The sequence below is a fragment of the Streptomyces kryoterrae genome (assembly GCF_054072135.1).
This window is the reverse complement of sequence record NZ_CM133358.1, coordinates 4,804,706-4,820,471: the sequence shown is the minus strand read 5'-3', so window position 1 is coordinate 4,820,471 and position 15,766 is coordinate 4,804,706. Positions and strand designations below refer to the sequence as shown.

Genomic DNA, 15,766 nt, shown 5'->3' with positions numbered 1-15,766 from the left:
CTGATCGTGCTGCCCGTCGAATGGGATGAGGACGACGACTGGCTGGCCGACGCCGCACTCGCCGGTTCACGTTTTCCTGGTTCACGGAGAATTCTCAGCGGGGACCCGTACCCCTTCTTGCGTTCGCGCGGCACAGTTGCCCCTGATGAAGCGCCTCACTCGTCCCCGTGGCAACCGGCGGCACGCTCTGCTTCCCGTCGTCGCGCTGCTCGCTGTCACCTCTGTCTCCGGTGCGGCCCACGGCAGTGCCGTCACAGGGTCCCTCGGTGCCGCCGGTGTGGCTGGTGCGGTCCGGGCGGTTCCGCCGCCTGGTGCCCGGGTGGGGGCCTTGTTCAGCGGTGATCTGGAGGGCGGGCACTTCTGTACGGCCTCCGTCGTGCGCAGTGGTGGGCGGGATGTGATCCTCACCGCCGCGCACTGTCTGAGCGGGGACGGGGACACCGACGTCGTCTTCGCGCCCGGATATCGGAACGGGCGTGCGCCTTACGGGCTGTGGCGGGTGACCAGGACCTTTGTGCCGAGGGCCTGGAGTGATCGGTCCGACGAGGACAGCGACTTCGCCTTCGCCGTCGTGGCGTCGAAGGGTGGGCGGGATCTGGAGGATGCCGTGGGGGCGAACGTCCTTGTCACGGGGCGGGCGACCGGGGTCAGCGATGTCGTCGTCACCGGGTATCCCAACGTGCTGGAGGCGCCCCTCACCTGTACCAACCGGCCCACCGTGCAGAGTCGAACGCAGCAACGTATTGAGTGTCCGGCTTTTACCGACGGTACGAGTGGGAGTCCCTGGGTGGACGGGGAAGGTGAGGTCGTGGGCGTGCTCGGCGGGTTCGAGCAGGGGGGCTCGACCGATGACGTGTCCTACAGCGCGGTGCTCGGGGGCGCGGCTGCCTCGTTGTTTCGGGAGGCCGACGGTTCCGCCGGCGCCTCCGGTTCCTCTTGACGGGCGGCGTGTTTCGTCATGATCACCGCCGGGTGTGGGTAGCCCCTCTACACTGACGTGGGCGTACTCCCGGGCGGTGAGGGGCGGTTGACGGTGCGTAAGGCATGGATCGTGGCGAGCGTCGCCGTCGGTGGCGCCCTCAGCTTCGTGATGCTGCTCGTCGTGGGTGTCTACCTCGTTGCCGGGAACGTCGCCGGTGGGGTCGGGAGTGGGAGCGTCGCGCTGGCCAAGGGGGCTGTGCCGGCCGCGTATTCGGCGCTCGTGCAGAAGTGGGGCAATCTGTGCCCCGCCATCAATCCCGCCCTGCTCGCCGCCCAGCTGTACCAGGAGAGCGGATTCAATCCGCATGCGAAGAGTCCGGCAAAGGCGGAAGGGATAGCGCAATTCATCCCCGGCACCTGGGCCTCGCACGGAATCGACGGCGACGGTGACGGCGACCGCGACGTATGGGATCCGAATGACGCGATTCCATCGGCCGCGTCGTACGACTGCGAGCTCGCCTCCTACGTGAAGGACGCGCCCGGAGACCTGACGCACAACATGCTCGCCGCTTACAACGCGGGGGCGTACGCCGTCATCAAATACGGGGGCGTACCGCCGTATGCGGAGACCCGGAACTATGTGAAGACCATCACCACACTGCAGACGAGCTTTGCCGCGCCTGTGGGGCGCGTCGACCCCTCCGAGCAGGCGGCCGGGGCGATCAACTACGCCCAGGAGAAGCTCGGCACCCCCTACCTCTGGGGCGGCACCGGTACCGCTGAGCAGGGCGGACGCTTCGACTGCTCCGGTCTCACCCAGGCCGCGTACGAGAGCGTGGGCATCCAGCTGCCGCGCGTCGCCAACGACCAGTACAACGCCGGCGCGCATCCCTCGCGGGCGGAGCTGTTGCCGGGCGACCTTGTCTTCTTCTCCGATGACCTCACCAACTCGCGGGCCATCCGGCATGTCGGGATTTATGTAGGCGGCGGTTACATGATTGACGCGCCCAGGACTGGTGCGGTCATTCGGTTCGATCCGATCGACAGCCCCGATTACTTCGGGGCGACGCGGGTCACCGAAGATGGCGCGAAAGCGTTGCCCACGGCGGTATGAGCGCAGCGTGAAACCATCCCCTGAGCTGCGCGTATGTGTCTCTCTTCGATAACGTCTGCGTGATCATTCGGTGGAGAGTGGAACGTATAAACGGAGTCCGTGCGTTCCTGTTCCTGTAGTGGATTCGCCGGCGCCCGGGTCAAGTGTCGGGTGTGTCCCGTTTGTCACGTGTGGCACGTGTCAAACGGTGGGTCCCTGCATCACGGGTGAGTAGGAGTGGCGCACGGAATCAGTGCGCTCCGGAAATTCACGACGAAGGGGCCGCAGCATCATGGCTGGACTCGCCGAAACCGGGTCGAACCCCGACGTCGACCTGCTCTACGACATCAACGGCCTGGCCAAGGACGCGCCCCGGTGGGTCGACCGGGTGGTCGAAATCGTGGGCGGGTACGGGCTGTTGGTCGCCATGGTTCTTGTGGTGATGTGCTGCTGGTGGAGTGTGCGGCGGCGGGGTGGGGACGAAGCGGCCGTGTCCGTGGCCGCGTTGATCTGGGCGCCGCTCGGTGCGGCGGTCGCCGTGCTTGTGAACATTCCGATACGGGGGTTCGTGGAGCGGCCCCGTCCTTTTCTGGATCATCAGGGGCTTGAGGTTCTTGTCTCCGGGAAGACCGACTACTCGTTCGTGAGCGACCACGCGACGATCACCATGGCGATGGGGGTCGGGCTGTTCGTGGCGAACCGGAAGTTCGGGCTGGTGGGGATAGGGCTCGCGCTGGTGGAGGGGTTCTGCCAGGTGTACATGGGGGTGCACTACCCGACGGACGTGGTGGGTGGGTTCGCGCTCGGGACGGCTGTGGTGCTGCTGTTGTCGCCGCTGGCCATGGCTCTTCTCACTCCGGTGACCCGGGCTGTTGAGGGGTCGGGGTGGGGCGGGGTTCTGATTCGGGCTCGGGGGGTTGGCTCGGGTGCGGGTGGTGGGGCTGGTGTGGTTCCGGGGGCTCGGGCGGGGGCGGAGGCCGACGCCGGGGAGCGGGATTTGGCGGCGTAACGGGCGGTTTCCTTCCACACGCGACGTTGCTCGACACCGCGAAGCGCCATGCGTGTCATATGACGCCGGCTTCGGCTCCTGATCGAGCGCCGAGTCCTGAGAGGACCGCGTCGGCTCCGGTGACCGCCGAGCGCAGGACTGCCGGGTCCGCGGTCGTGAGATCGGTGACCACGGTGCGTATCGGCATGTCGGGCAGCCTGTCGGGGTTTCTCGGCGGCTCTGCGGTTCAGAGGGGTCGTGACCGGAGTGACCGACGAGCGGAGAGCTTCCCCCTGGCCGAGGCGGGAGTGCTGTCGGCGGTGTTGTAGCGGGTCCGCCCGGCGAAGGACCGGCAGGCGCAGGGTCGTATCAGGCCGGCAGGTGAGGGCGTCGTCACCGTGTGCTGTGCTCGGTGAGGCCTTCCACCCGCTGCTTGAGGCCCGCGTTGAAGGCGGCGTACCCATCGCGCTTGGGCGTCCTCAAAAATCGCCGGGTCAGGGTGACCAGGACGCCGGAGAATTCCTCGCGGTTGGTCAGGCGGGTGGTGCCGTCGTGATTGGGGGAGAGGGTGAAGGAGTGCTGGCCGTGGAAGAGCCGCTTCGTGCCGAGCGTGCCGGCCCACCGCAGTTCCTGGCCGGGTGTCGCGACGGTGACCGTGGGTCTGAAGGTCATGCCCGGCATGCGCATGGTGAGTCTGTTTCCCACGTGAGCGGTTCCCTCGGCTGAGGTGAAGGTGCTCCACTCGCCGTAGGCGGCGAAGTCGGTGAGGACGTTCCACACCGCTTCCGGGGTGGCGTCTATGTCGACGACTGCGGTGAGCACTGCGTCCATGACGGATTCCACTTCTGGCGTGTGTCGGGAGGAGGGGTTGGCGGTCCCGCGAGCGTGGGGTCTACCGGTGATGGTCTGCGGGGTCTGCGGGGTCTGCGGGGTCCGCGGGGTCCGCGGGGGCAGGGTTTGCGGCGGCGGTGGATCGAAGGCCGCGGTCGACGAGGTCGATGAGATATTCGAAGCTCTCGCCGACGTCGGCGGACCACTGGAATCCGCCGGATCCCTGCAGGTGGGCGAAGCCGTGGAAGATGCTGCGCACTGCCCGCAGCGCGTGGGTCATATTTTGCGGGGGGATGTCGTATCCCCGCAGTACCGCTCCGAAGGGGCCGATCCCTCGTCTGCCGGCGAGCATGATCGGGTCGTCGGGACCGGTCGGCGTGAGGCCGAGGGTGGCCGCGTAGCGGCCGGGGTGGGCGAGCACGAAGTCGCGGAGCGCGCCGGCCGCGGCGGCGAGGGCGTCGCGCCCGGCGAGGCCCTGGATGGCCGTGCCGATCGCGACGCCGGCCTCGTCGAAGGCGAGCGCCGCGATGCGCCGGTGGAGGTCGTCCTGGCCGGCGATGTGCTTGTAGAGCGAGGGGGCGCGCACCCCGAGCCGCTCTGCCAGCCGGCCCATGGTCAGCTCGCTGAAGCCGATCTCGTCGGCGAGCGCGGCGCCGGCGGCGGCGATCGTGGCCGCGTCCAGGCCCGCCCTAGGCACCGACACCGGCCAGGAAGCTCAGGACCGCCGTGAGGGTCTGCTCGGGGAACTGGACGTGCGGGTAGTGACCGGCCCCCTCGATCATCTCCAGCCGGCCCAGACCGGTCGGCAGGTCGGCGACGATCGCCTCGCCCTCGGCCTGCGGCGAGGCCCAGTCGGGGTCGAGGGTGCCCTGCACGACGAGCACCGGGCAGGTGACGTTGCCCAGCTGCTCACCCGCGTCGACGGGGGAGATCTTGCCCATCGCCTGCAGGACCTTCATCCGGCCGGGCTCCTCCAGCATCGCGGTGATCTGCCCTATGCGCGTGTCCCAGTCCGCGGGCTTGGAGCCGGGGTAGGCGACGTCCAGGTACTTGGCCCACTGCCCGGTGCTGCCGAAAACGGTGGTGCCCATGAGATGGGTCATGCCGCGGCGGTAGCCGGCCACCCGCAGGTCACCGAGCCGGAACTGCTGCTTGCGGGTGAAGGGCGCGAGCTCGACCACCGCCGTGATGAGCTCCGGTGCCTTGGCCGCGGCGATCGTGACCGCACCCCCGGCTATGGAGTGGCCGACGAGCACCGCCGGCTCACCGAGATGTTTCACCAGGGCGATCAGATCACCCGCGAGGTCCGTGCGGGTGTAGGACGCCCACCCGACGCTGGACTCACCGTGGCCGCGCAGGTCCACCGCGGCGACCCGGTACCCGGCTTCCACCAGAGCGGGAGTGAAGAACCTGTAGGCCTCGCGGCTGTCGCCCATGCCGTGGGCAACCACCACCAGCGGCCCGGCGACACCGCTCACCTCGTACGCGATGGTCCCACCGTTGACTTTCAGGAACTCGGTCACGACTACCTCCGTGTGGTCCGTCAGCCCAGTGGCTAATGGCATTAGCCAAAAGCTATCACCATTAGCCAGGAGGTCAATCCCCGCAACAGCACTGCGGGCCAGGCCGCGCCGCACACAAAGCCCGCGGGGGTGCCTCCATTGAGGTCCGGTTGGGGGGACGGGGTGGCGAGGGCCGTTACAGCGCCTGCGGGAACGTGAACATCCGGCTCGGGTCGTACTGGTGCTTCAGTTTCTGGAGGCGGGTCGCCGCGTCGCCGTAGTACGCCTTGCGCCAGTTCTGCAGGGTGGGGTCCGTGTAGTTCTGGTAGGCGGCGCCCGAGGAGTAGGGGGCCATGGCGTTGTGGGCCGAGGTCAGCCAGGACTGGGCCGCGCTGCCCGTCGTACCCGCGCGCCAGGACACGATGTACTGGGCCAGCATGCGGCTGCGCCGGTGGACGAACGCCGTCGCCGTCGGTGAGACCCGGTTCACCGCGCCCCCGAGTGCCGTGAACGCGATGCTGCCCGAGCCGCCCTGGACCGAGGTGATGCGGGAGAGGAGCGTCTGGATTCCGGACGTGGAGAGGGAGTGGTCGAAGAAGTCCGAGCGGGCCGCGTATGTTTCCCGGCCCAACGCGCCTTGCGGGGAGCGGCCCGGGGTTCGGCCAGGCAGGTGGCACTGCGCGTCCGTCGCGAAGGACGAGCAGCCCGCGTACACCTCCATCGCCTCCTCGTACGAGCGGCGCTTGAGCGAGACGCTGCTCGCCGGTGAACCGATTCTGTCCGCCAGGCGGTCCACCGCGTTCTGCAGTTCTGTGTAGGTGCCCAAAGAGAATGCCGAGATCGAGATGGTCGGGGTGCCGCCGGCCGTGTTCGCCACGTGCAGGGCCGACCAGATCTCGTCCGGCTGCGTCGGACCCCACTCCTGCCAGGCCTTCATCACCGCCGCCGCCTTCCGCCACGGCCAGGTCATGTACGCCGCCACCGCCTGCGGTGCCGGGTGTGTGCGGAACTGGAGCTCCGTGACGATGCCGAAGTTGCCGTTGCCCGCGCCCCGCAGGGCCCAGAACAGGTCCTTGTTCGTCGTGGCGTTCGCCGTCAGCTCGCGGCCGTCCGCCGTGATCAGCGTCGCCTGGGTGAGGCTGTCGCAGGTCAGGCCGTACGCCCTCGAGACCACGCCGTGGCCGCCGCCCAGCGTCAGGCCCGACACCCCCACCGTCGGGCACGAGCCCGCCGGGATCGTGACGCCCTTCGCCGTCAGGGCGCGGTAGACGTCGATCAGTTTCGAGCCCGCTCCTACTACCGCTGTGCCGCCGCCTGCGCGGACGCGGTTCAGTTTCGACACGTCGACGATCAGGCGGCCGTTGCCCGAGGACCAGCCGGCGTACGAGTGGCCGCCGTTGCGGATCGCCACGGGGACGGAGTGGGCACGGGCGTACGACAGCACCGTACGGATGTCGTCGGCGTGGGCGACGTACGCCACCGCGGCCGGCTTGAGGCCGTCGAAGCGGGTGTTGTAGAGCTGCCGGGCCGATGCCCAGGAGGCGTCCCCGGGGCGGATGAGGGGGCCGTCGAGGTCGCGGCCGAGGGCCGTCCAGTTGGCGGGGGCCGAGGCGCTCGTCGCGGTGAGGGGGGTCGTTCCCCTGGGAGTGCCTTCCGCGGCACCCTTCGTGTCCGGGTTCCCCTTGCCCTCGCACGCCGTCGTCATCGCCGCCAGGGCGGCCACGCCGCCTCCCACGAACGTACGCCGATGCATGGTGCGCCTCGGTTGCACGGTCTCCGTGATCTCCGTGATCTCCATGGTTTTTCGGCTCCCAGGTTCCTAGGTTCCTCCGTTTGAGCCCGTGTTGGCCCCGTCGGACGAGACGGGTTCCGGGCATCGTGGGTTCCCTCGTCCGACAGCGTTTGCGGAGGGAACGGGAGCGATGTATTCCGGGCTTGTACAGCAGAAGCGAGGCGGTGGGGGCCGATCCCCGGGTCGGGACCCACACGTGTTCTCCCCGTGAGCATTCCGTGACCTCACCGCACCGACCGCAGGGGTTCACCCTCCGTTCACCCGCGCCCGTAGGTGGCTTCACCTGATCTGCCTACTTTCGGCCTTACCGGTGCTGCGTGTGCCCTCCTGGGCGCCCTCCGCACCACCCATACTTCGCGACCTCGCACGCCGCCGGATCTCAGGTCGGCGGCTCCTGGAAGGAAATACCAGACAGTGAAGCTTCAGCGCATGAACCGGCGGGCCCTCACCCTCGGTGCTCTCGCCGTCTCCGGCGCCCTGGCCCTCACGGCGTGCGGCTCTGACGACACCAGCACTGACACGAAGGCCACTGGCGGTGCCACCACCGGCGCCAGCAGCTCCATCAAGTGTGACGACGCCAAGGGTCAGCTGCTGGCCGACGGCTCCTCCGCGCAGAAGAACGCGATCGACGCCTGGGTCAAGGCCTTCACGGCCGCCTGCCCCGGCGTCCAGATCAACTACAAGGGCGGCGGCTCGGGCGCCGGCGTCACCGCGTTCACGCAGGGCACGGTCGCCTTCGCCGGTTCCGACTCGGCGCTGAAGCCCGACGACGTCACCGCGTCCAAGGCGGTCTGCACCGGCGGCACCGCCATCGACCTCCCGGCCGTCGGCGGCGCCATCGCGCTCGCCTACAACGTCCCGGGTGTCGACAACCTCGTCCTGGACGCGCCCACCCTCGCGAAGATCTTCGACAGCAAGATCACCAAGTGGGACGACGAAGCGATCAAGAAGCTGAACCCGACCGCGACGCTGCCCAGCACCAAGATCCAGGCCTTCCACCGCTCCGAGGACTCCGGCACCACGGACAACCTCACCAAGTACCTGATCGCCACCACCCCCGACAACTGGAAGTACGAGGGCGGCAAGGCCTGGCAGGCGAAGGGCGGCCAGGCGGCCTCCGGTTCCAGCGGCATCGCGGCGCAGGTCAAGCAGACCGAAGGCGCGATCGGCTACATGGAGCTGTCGTACGCCAAGGAGCTGTCCACGGTGTCCGTGGAGACCGGCGCCAGCGCCCCGGTCAAGCCCTCCTCCGACTCGGCCACCAAGGCCATCGCGGCCGCCACGGTCGTCGGCACCGGCAGCGACCTGTCGCTGAAGCTGGACTACAAGACCAAGGCCGAGGGCGCGTACCCGATCACCCTGGTGACGTACGAGATCGCCTGCGACAAGGGCAACAAGGCGGACACCCTGCCCGCCACGAAGGCCTTCCTCCGCTACATCACCAGCGAAGAGGGCCAGGGAATCCTGAGCGGGATCGACTACGCGCCGATCCCCGCCGAGATCATCGCCAAGGTTCGCACCACCGTCGAGAGCCTGGCCTGATCTGAGCGTGCGGCCGGGTCCCGCCACCAAGGGGGACCCGGCCGCACCGTCCGGTGCACCGCCGCCAGGAGCCGCATCCCCGAGTGCGGCCCCGCAGACCGGAGAACCCGATGGACATAACCACCAAGAACCCAGACACCACCCCACCCCCAGCCCCCCAGCCGCCCACGGCCGAGGAGAAGCGCGCCGCCCGCGGCGCCACCCGCCTCGGTGACCGGATCTTCCTCGGTCTCTCCCGTGGCTCGGGCATCCTGCTGCTGGCGATCATGGCCGCTATCGCGATCTTCCTCACCTATCGCGCGGTCATCGCCATCAACAAGGACGACGCGAACTTCCTCACCACCTTCGAGTGGAACGCGAACCTCAACCCGCCGGTCTTCGGCATCGCGGTCCTGGCCTTCGGCACGGTGGTCTCCTCGATCATCGCCATGGCCATCGCGGTCCCGGTCGCCGTCGCCATCGCGCTGTTCCTCACGCACTACGCCCCACGCAGGCTGAGCGGTCCCATCGCGTACGTGATCGACCTGCTCGCCGCCGTACCGTCCATCGTGTACGGCCTGTGGGGCGCCCTGGTCCTCGTACCGAACATGAACGGCCTCTTCGGCTGGCTGAACGACTACCTCGGCTGGACCGGCATCTTCTCCTGGGAAGAGGGCGCGCCCCGCTCGATGCTGACCGTGGGCATCCTGCTCTCGGTCATGATCCTCCCCGTCATCACGAACGTCAGCCGTGAGGTGTTCCGGCAGACCCCGCGGATGAACGAGGAGGCCGCGCTGGCCCTCGGTGCCACGCGCTGGGAGGTCATCCGGATGGCGGTGCTGCCCTTCGGCCGCTCCGGTGTGATCTCCGCGTCGATGCTCGGCCTCGGCCGCGCGCTGGGCGAGACGATGGCCGTCGCCACCGTCCTGTCCCCGAGCTTCCTCATCCAGACCAGCCTGCTCGACCCGGGCGGCGGCACCTTCGCGCAGAACATCGCCGCCAAGTTCGGCGAGGCGTCGGAGTACGGCCGTGACGCGCTCATCGCCTCCGGTCTGGTCCTGTTCGTCATCACTCTGGTGGTCAACGGCGCGGCCCGCGCGATCATCGCCCGCCGCGCCGAGTACTCGGGGGCCAACGCATGAGCACCGTCGTAGCCGACAAGCCCACCGGTTCCCTGCAGGGCGCCAGGCTCCCCAAGTGGTTCCCCTATGCCCTGGCCGGCGCCTCCGTCGCGCTCGGGATCGGCATCAGCTTCGCCGCCGGCCTGGACAGCAGCATCCAGTGGGGCCTGATCGCGGCGATCCTCTTCGTCGTCGGTACGTACGTCATCGCCACGAGCGTCGAGGGCAAGCGTCAGGCCAAGGACCGCATCGCCACCTCGCTGGTCTGGGTCGCCTTCCTGCTCGCCCTCGTGCCGCTGGTCTCCCTGCTGTGGACGACCGTCTCGCGCGGTGTGAAGGTCCTCGACGTCTTCTTCCTGACCCACTCGATGGGCGTCGTCTCCGACAACGAGCCGGGCGGTGGCATCTACCACGCCATCATCGGCAGCCTGGAGCAGGTCGGGCTGGCCACCGCGATGGGTGCGCCGATCGGCGTACTCACCGCGATCTACCTGGTGGAGTACGGGCGCGGCTCGCTGGCCAAGGCGGTCACGTTCTTCGTGGACGTCATGACGGGCATCCCGTCGATCGTCGCGGGTCTCTTCATCCTGAGCCTCATGCTGCAGTTCGACATGCAGCCGTTCGGCTTCGCCGGCTCGCTGGCCCTGGCCATCCTGATGATGCCCGTGGTCGTCCGTTCCACGGAGGAGATGCTGAAGCTCGTACCGAACGAGCTGCGCGAGGCGTCCCTCGCGCTCGGCATCCCGAAGTGGCGCACCATCCTGAAGGTGGTCCTGCCGACCGCCATCGGCGGTATCACCACCGGCATCATGCTGGCGGTGGCGCGTATCGCCGGCGAGACGGCCCCCGTGCTGCTCCTGGTCTTCGGCAACCCCTTCATCAACAACGACCCGTTCGAGGGTGCGCAGGCCTCGCTGCCGCTGTACATCTACCAGCAGTACGCGAACAGCGGCGGTGCGGAGGCGGCGTACGACCGCGCCTGGGCGGCTTCGCTCACGCTGATCGCCTTCGTGATGATCCTCAACCTCGGAGCTCGCGGCATCGCCCGCTGGAAGGCTCCGAAGACAGGTCGCTGACGCGGCCGACTGACAGCGACCTGTGGTCGGCCGGGTGGCCGCCCGCCCCCTCGAAAGAAGCAGTGATACCCATGGCCAAGCGAATCGACGTAAGCGGCCTCAGCGCCTACTACAGTTCCTTCCGCGCGATCGAGGACATCTCGATGACGGTCGAGCCGCGCTCGGTGACGGCCTTCATCGGCCCCTCCGGCTGCGGCAAGTCCACCTTCCTGCGCACCCTGAACCGCATGCACGAGGTCACGCCCGGCGGGCGCGTCGACGGCAAGGTCATGCTCGACGACGAGAACCTGTACGGCACCGGGGTCGACCCGGTGGCGGTACGGCGTGAGGTCGGCATGGTCTTCCAGCGCCCGAACCCCTTCCCGACGATGTCGGTCTACGACAACGTGGCGGCGGGGCTGCGGCTGGCCGGCTCGTACAAGAAGTCCGAGCTGAGCGACATCGTGGAGAAGTCGCTGAAGGGCGCGAACCTCTGGAACGAGGTCAAGGACCGCCTGAACAAGCCCGGTTCGGGTCTGTCGGGTGGTCAGCAGCAGCGTCTGTGCATCGCGCGCGCGATCGCCGTCGAGCCCAAGGTGCTGCTGATGGACGAGCCGTGCTCGGCCCTCGACCCGATCTCCACCCTCGCGATCGAGGACCTGATCGGTGAGCTGAAGGAACGGTTCACGATCGTCATCGTGACGCACAACATGCAGCAGGCGGCGCGTGTCTCGGACAAGACGGCGTTCTTCAACCTCGCGGCGGTCGGCCAGCCCGGCAAGCTGATCGAGATCGACGACACGGAGCGCATCTTCTCCAACCCGTCCGTGCAGGCGACGGAGGACTACATCTCGGGCCGCTTCGGCTGAGCCGACGTCCCCGGTACGTCCTCCCGCATACCCCTCGCGGTGCTGCATGGCGGTGCCACCGCGAGGCCGAATAGGGCCCGCCCCCGGATTCCGGGGGCGGGCCCGTTCTCGTGTCACGGTGTCCGGTGGTCTGGAGTCACCTGTGGTGGCAGTCCAGGTGTCCCTTGACCCAGAAGCTGTACCAGTACCCGTGGACGTAGACCCACTTGTGGTGGTGGTCGTAAGTCCAGGAGCCCTGGTGCCACTTGCCGTACCCGTCGTAGTGCCCCTCGTGCCAGGTCTTCGTGTAGTAGACCTTCTTCTCCCAGTGGCCCTTGACCCACTTCTTCTCCCAGTGCCCCTTCTTCCATTCGCACCGGTCGTGGTGGTCGTGGTGGTCACCGGTCAGCGCGGTGGCCGCGGTCGTGGTGGCCGGGGCCGCGGCAGCTGTGCCGGAGAGGCCCAGGGCGGCGCCGCCGGCCAGCAGTCCTGTGGCGGCGACACCGGTCACCAGACGACGGACTCGCAGGGATGCAGTCATCCGGCTCACCTCCTTCCTTCCGAGTGGCTCGATTCGCATGACACCAGGGATTCGAAGCGGGCGGGCTCGCGTATGAGTCGAACTGGGATAAATCGAGAAAAATCGTGAGCGCGGTAGGTAGGAAACGGAAAATTCCCCGCCCCTGAAACGAAAAGTCATCCGCAGGCCCGGTGGTATCGAATCCCTCACGAGACTTGTCACTCCGATTCGCCCAGGGGGCGGTCATGACCATCACCGTGGATTCACCCGCGCACATCGCCAGCCATCGCGTCGTGCTGGCCCGCAGCCGCCATGCTCCCGAGGTGGCCCGCAAGATCACAGCCCGGTGGCTCGCCGCTTGCGAGGCCCCCTTCGGCGCTGCCTCCGACGCGGTACTCATCGTCTCCGAGCTGGTCACCAACACCTTTCGTCACACCAGTGGGCCCTGCACCCTGACGCTCACCGTCCGCGGCTCCGAGCTCGATATCGGCGTCGCGGACACCAGTGCGGAAGTTCCCCGGGCGCGGGCTGTCACCGGCGTGGACGAACGGGGAGGCTTCGGTCTGACCATGCTCGGGGAACTGGGCGCCCGGGTCAGCGTCGCGCCGACCCCGGAGGGCAAGACCGTGCACGCCGCACTCGACCTGGGGCCTGACGTCCTTGACCTCAGGGAGTGAATCCGCTGAGCCGAATGAGGGCCCCGGGCTGCGGGTCCCTCCCCCGGCGCGCAGCGTCGGCCAGAAGAAGCACGTCGAGGGAAACGTGAGGCAGATGCCCGGCTTGAGGTACGGAGAAGAACCGCAGCCGCCCTCCCCGAGCGACGCCAAGAGCGTCGAGGCGTTGCTGGTCAAGGTCGCGGCGGGCGACAAGAGCGCGTTCACCGGCGTCTACGAGGCTCTGGCGCGTCCGGTCATGGGGCTGGCCTGCCGCATCCTGCAGGACGCGGCGCAGGCGGAGGAAGTGACACAGGACGTGATGGTCGAGGTCTGGCGTACGGCGGGCCGCTACCGTCCCGAGCGCGGAACCGCCAAGGCCTGGGTGCTCACTCTGGCCCACCACAGAGCGGTGGACCGGGTCCGTCACGTCCAGTCGGCGGCACAACGCGAGCATCGCGTCGGCGCGTTGATCGCAGGCCGGGAGTACGACGAGGTCGCCGAGGCCGTGGAGGGCGATGACGAACGGCGGCGCACCCACCGGTGCCTGGACGATCTCGCCCACCTGTACCGGGTTCCTCTTCTGCTTGCCTACTACCAGGGCATGACCTACCGCGAGGTGGCGGAATCCCTGTCAGCGCCGGCCGGCACGGTGAAGTCCCGGATGCGCACCGGGCTGCGTCTGCTGCACAACTGTCTGGAGGGCCGGTCGTGACATCCGCCGAGGACCTGCACCTGGCCGTTGGGGCCTTCGTCCTGCACGCTCTGCCACCGGACGAGGAAGCCGTCTTCGAGCGGCATATGAGCAGTTGCGAAACGTGCCGGCGTGAGGTGGCCGAGCTGACCGGGACCGCGAGCCGTCTCGCGCTCGCGGAGGCCGCGACCGCTGCCGTGCCGGCAGACCTGCACGAGCGCGTCCTGCGCGAGATCGACCGTACGCCGCAGGGTCACGTCACCGCTTCCCGCCCGTTGCCCGGTCGGCGGCACCGGTCGCTGTCCTGGGCGCTGGCCGCGAGCCTGGCCGCCGCTGTCTCGTTCGGTGGGACCGCCGCCTGGCAGTACTCCCGGGCCGAGGACGCCCGTGCCCAGGCGGCCGCTCTGCGGAGCGGGAAGTACGCGCTGACCGATGTCCTGACCGCACCGGACGCCACCTTGCACACCGGGAAACTGACCGGAGGCGCCGACGCTGTCGTCGTCGTCTCCCGTACCGGCAACCGGGCTGCCTTCGTCGCCACGGGCCTGCCGGCCCTGAGCGACGACAAGGTGTACGAACTGTGGTACTCGGCACCGTCAGGAGAGTTGCGCCCGGCCGGACTTCTGCCGGGCACGGGAGGCCGTCCCGCCCGTGTCCTGGACAGCCCCGTTGACGGAGCGATCGCTGTCGGCATCACCGTGGAACCCGCCGGTGGATCCGAGCAGCCCACCACCGAGCCACTCGGCCTCATCCAGGTCAGCGCGTAACGCCCTCCGCGTCCGTCATCAGCCCGGACCTGCTGCCCCGATGGCCAGGGGCCGGCGACGCGAGGCGAGGGTGCGGTGCCGGTGTCCGCAGCGGCGGAGCACGGCGTGGGCCCCACGGCCGCAAGCATGGCCCGGACATCCGGGGCGGCCGCGGCGCGCAGTCCGCGGCCGCCCATGGGAAGTCCCACCGGTACGACCGGAACGTCCCCGGCCAGTGCGGCTACCCCCGGCAGGGCGCCTGGATGCCGTGGTGGCACAGATCCTCGGCGATGGTCAGCCGCCCGGCGGTACGCGGCCCAGGCGCTTCATCTCATGCAGGTGAAGACCAACCGCTGGTGGAGGGGGCTGTCTTGATGGTGTGGGCGAGGTCCATCGAGATGGGGTCCCCGGTTCCGGACGGCCGGGGTCGGCGGGGTTCTGGGGCGGGCGGAGTCGCGCGGACCCACCGGCGGCGCTACAGGAACGCCAAGTACACGACCCCATAGCCGGCGGCAGCCACCACCGCTGCGGCCGGCATCGTGATGAACCAGCCCAGGACGATGTTCTTGGCGATCCCCCACCGCACCGCCTTCACCCGCTTCGTCGCGCCCACGCCCATGATCGCCGAGGTGATCACATGGGTCGTGGAGACCGGGGCCTTGAAGAGGTACGCCGTGGCGAACATGATCGACGCGCCCGTGGTCTCCGCCGCGAAGCCCTGGGGCGGATCCAGCTCGATGATCTTGCGGCCCAGGGTGCGCATGATGCGCCAGCCGCCCGCGTACGTGCCCAGGGACAGCATCACCGCGCAGGAGATCTTGACCCAGATCGGGATCGCGTCGCCGTAGTCCTGGACGTCGGCGATGACCAGGGCCATCACCACGATGCCCATCGTCTTCTGGGCGTCCTGGAGGCCGTGGCCCAGGGCCATGCCGGCCGCCGACACCGTCTGGGCGATACGGAAGCCGCGCTTGGCCTTGTGCGGGTTCGAGCGACGGAAGATCCACATGATCGCCGTCATCACCAGGTAGCCGGCCACAAGGCCCACCACCGGGGAGATGAACATGGGGATGACGACCTTCTCCAGGACGCCGTCCCAGTAGACCTTCGTACCGCCCGCCAGCGCCGCCCCCACCATGCCGCCGAACAGCGCGTGCGAGGAGGACGAGGGGAGGCCGAAGTACCAGGTGACCAGGTTCCAGGTGATCGCGCCGACCAGCGCGGCGAACAGGATCGCCATGCCCGAGGAGCCCTTGGGCGTCTCGATCAGGCCCTCGCTGACCGTCTTCGCGACGCCGCTGCCCAGGAACGCGCCGGCCAGGTTCATCACCGCGGCCATCGCCAGCGCGGCGCGGGGCGTCAGCGCGCGGGTCGACACGGATGTCGCGATCGCGTTCGCCGAGTCGTGGAAGCCGTTCGTGTATGTGAATCCGAGCGCGACCGCGATGGTCACGATCAGTGCGAAGGTGTCCATGAAGAGG

At 68.7% G+C, this 15,766-nt stretch carries 17 protein-coding genes; 10 read left to right on the top strand and 7 right to left on the bottom strand.

What is annotated here, in order from left to right; translation table 11 throughout:
• The first annotated feature begins 145 nt into the window (after positions 1–145).
• The 3 genes from ACW4TU_RS20855 to ACW4TU_RS20845 all read left to right on the top strand — a co-directional run bounded on the left by ACW4TU_RS20855 (position 146) and on the right by ACW4TU_RS20845 (position 3,023).
• Entirely contained in the window at positions 146–940 is a 795-nt protein-coding gene (locus ACW4TU_RS20855; RefSeq protein ID WP_457429628.1) for a trypsin-like serine peptidase, read from the top strand.
• Between the two features lie 87 nt (positions 941–1,027).
• Entirely contained in the window at positions 1,028–2,035 is a 1,008-nt protein-coding gene (locus ACW4TU_RS20850) for a C40 family peptidase (protein ID WP_457429626.1), read from the top strand.
• Positions 2,036–2,306: 271 nt separating this feature from the next.
• Positions 2,307–3,023: a phosphatase PAP2 family protein gene (locus ACW4TU_RS20845; RefSeq protein WP_457429624.1), complete on the top strand. Its 717-nt coding sequence runs from the start codon at positions 2,307–2,309 to the stop codon at positions 3,021–3,023.
• Between the two features lie 55 nt (positions 3,024–3,078).
• Here ACW4TU_RS20845 and ACW4TU_RS20840 read toward each other — a convergent pair whose 3' ends face one another.
• The 5 genes from ACW4TU_RS20840 to ACW4TU_RS20820 form a co-directional block, all read right to left on the bottom strand.
• On the bottom strand, positions 3,079–3,210 hold the full coding sequence (locus ACW4TU_RS20840) for a hypothetical protein (RefSeq protein WP_457429622.1): 132 nt from the start codon (positions 3,208–3,210) through the stop codon (positions 3,079–3,081).
• Positions 3,211–3,395: 185 nt separating this feature from the next.
• The gene (locus ACW4TU_RS20835; protein WP_457429620.1) at positions 3,396–3,833 is read right to left on the bottom strand and encodes an SRPBCC family protein; all 438 of its coding nucleotides are present in this window, start codon (positions 3,831–3,833) and stop codon (positions 3,396–3,398) included.
• 61 nt (positions 3,834–3,894) lie between these two features.
• Positions 3,895–4,500, bottom strand: a complete 606-nt coding sequence (locus tag ACW4TU_RS20830) for a TetR/AcrR family transcriptional regulator (protein ID WP_457430220.1) — start codon at positions 4,498–4,500, stop codon at positions 3,895–3,897.
• Positions 4,501–4,522: 22 nt separating this feature from the next.
• Entirely contained in the window at positions 4,523–5,356 is an 834-nt protein-coding gene (locus tag ACW4TU_RS20825) for an alpha/beta fold hydrolase (RefSeq protein ID WP_457429618.1), read from the bottom strand.
• Between the two features lie 175 nt (positions 5,357–5,531).
• Positions 5,532–7,088, bottom strand: a complete 1,557-nt coding sequence (locus tag ACW4TU_RS20820) for an FAD-binding oxidoreductase (RefSeq protein ID WP_457430219.1) — start codon at positions 7,086–7,088, stop codon at positions 5,532–5,534.
• A 453-nt stretch (positions 7,089–7,541) separates the two neighbouring features.
• Between ACW4TU_RS20820 and pstS the strand changes: the two genes are divergently transcribed.
• The 4 genes from pstS to pstB all read left to right on the top strand — a co-directional run bounded on the left by pstS (position 7,542) and on the right by pstB (position 11,693).
• The gene (gene pstS / locus ACW4TU_RS20815) at positions 7,542–8,669 is read left to right on the top strand and encodes a phosphate ABC transporter substrate-binding protein PstS (RefSeq protein ID WP_457429617.1); all 1,128 of its coding nucleotides are present in this window, start codon (positions 7,542–7,544) and stop codon (positions 8,667–8,669) included.
• Positions 8,670–8,779: 110 nt separating this feature from the next.
• Positions 8,780–9,790 (top strand): phosphate ABC transporter permease subunit PstC, encoded by a 1,011-nt coding sequence (pstC, locus tag ACW4TU_RS20810; RefSeq protein WP_457429615.1) that lies wholly within the window; start codon positions 8,780–8,782, stop codon positions 9,788–9,790.
• Entirely contained in the window at positions 9,787–10,845 is a 1,059-nt protein-coding gene (gene pstA / locus ACW4TU_RS20805; RefSeq protein ID WP_457429613.1) for a phosphate ABC transporter permease PstA, read from the top strand. The genes pstC and pstA overlap by 4 nt, the downstream gene beginning before the upstream one ends.
• A 71-nt stretch (positions 10,846–10,916) precedes the next feature.
• Positions 10,917–11,693, top strand: a complete 777-nt coding sequence (pstB, locus tag ACW4TU_RS20800; protein ID WP_457429611.1) for a phosphate ABC transporter ATP-binding protein PstB — start codon at positions 10,917–10,919, stop codon at positions 11,691–11,693.
• 136 nt (positions 11,694–11,829) lie between these two features.
• Here the strand turns inward: pstB and ACW4TU_RS20795 are convergent, their stop codons facing one another.
• Complete coding sequence (locus ACW4TU_RS20795) at positions 11,830–12,213, bottom strand: hypothetical protein (protein ID WP_457429609.1); 384 nt, start codon at positions 12,211–12,213, stop codon at positions 11,830–11,832.
• Between the two features lie 224 nt (positions 12,214–12,437).
• Between ACW4TU_RS20795 and ACW4TU_RS20790 the strand changes: the two genes are divergently transcribed.
• The 3 genes from ACW4TU_RS20790 (at position 12,438) to ACW4TU_RS20780 (ending at position 14,306) form a co-directional block, all read left to right on the top strand.
• Positions 12,438–12,869, top strand: a complete 432-nt coding sequence (locus tag ACW4TU_RS20790; protein ID WP_457429607.1) for an ATP-binding protein — start codon at positions 12,438–12,440, stop codon at positions 12,867–12,869.
• 94 nt (positions 12,870–12,963) lie between these two features.
• Positions 12,964–13,560, top strand: a complete 597-nt coding sequence (sigK, locus tag ACW4TU_RS20785; RefSeq protein ID WP_457429605.1) for an ECF RNA polymerase sigma factor SigK — start codon at positions 12,964–12,966, stop codon at positions 13,558–13,560.
• Positions 13,557–14,306 (top strand): anti-sigma factor, encoded by a 750-nt coding sequence (locus tag ACW4TU_RS20780; RefSeq protein ID WP_457429604.1) that lies wholly within the window; start codon positions 13,557–13,559, stop codon positions 14,304–14,306. Before sigK ends, ACW4TU_RS20780 begins: the two co-directional genes overlap by 4 nt.
• Before the next feature lie 454 nt (positions 14,307–14,760).
• Here ACW4TU_RS20780 and ACW4TU_RS20775 read toward each other — a convergent pair whose 3' ends face one another.
• Positions 14,761–15,759, bottom strand: coding sequence for an inorganic phosphate transporter (locus ACW4TU_RS20775; RefSeq protein WP_457429603.1), 999 nt, complete (start codon positions 15,757–15,759; stop codon positions 14,761–14,763).
• Between the last annotated feature and the right edge of the window lie 7 nt (positions 15,760–15,766).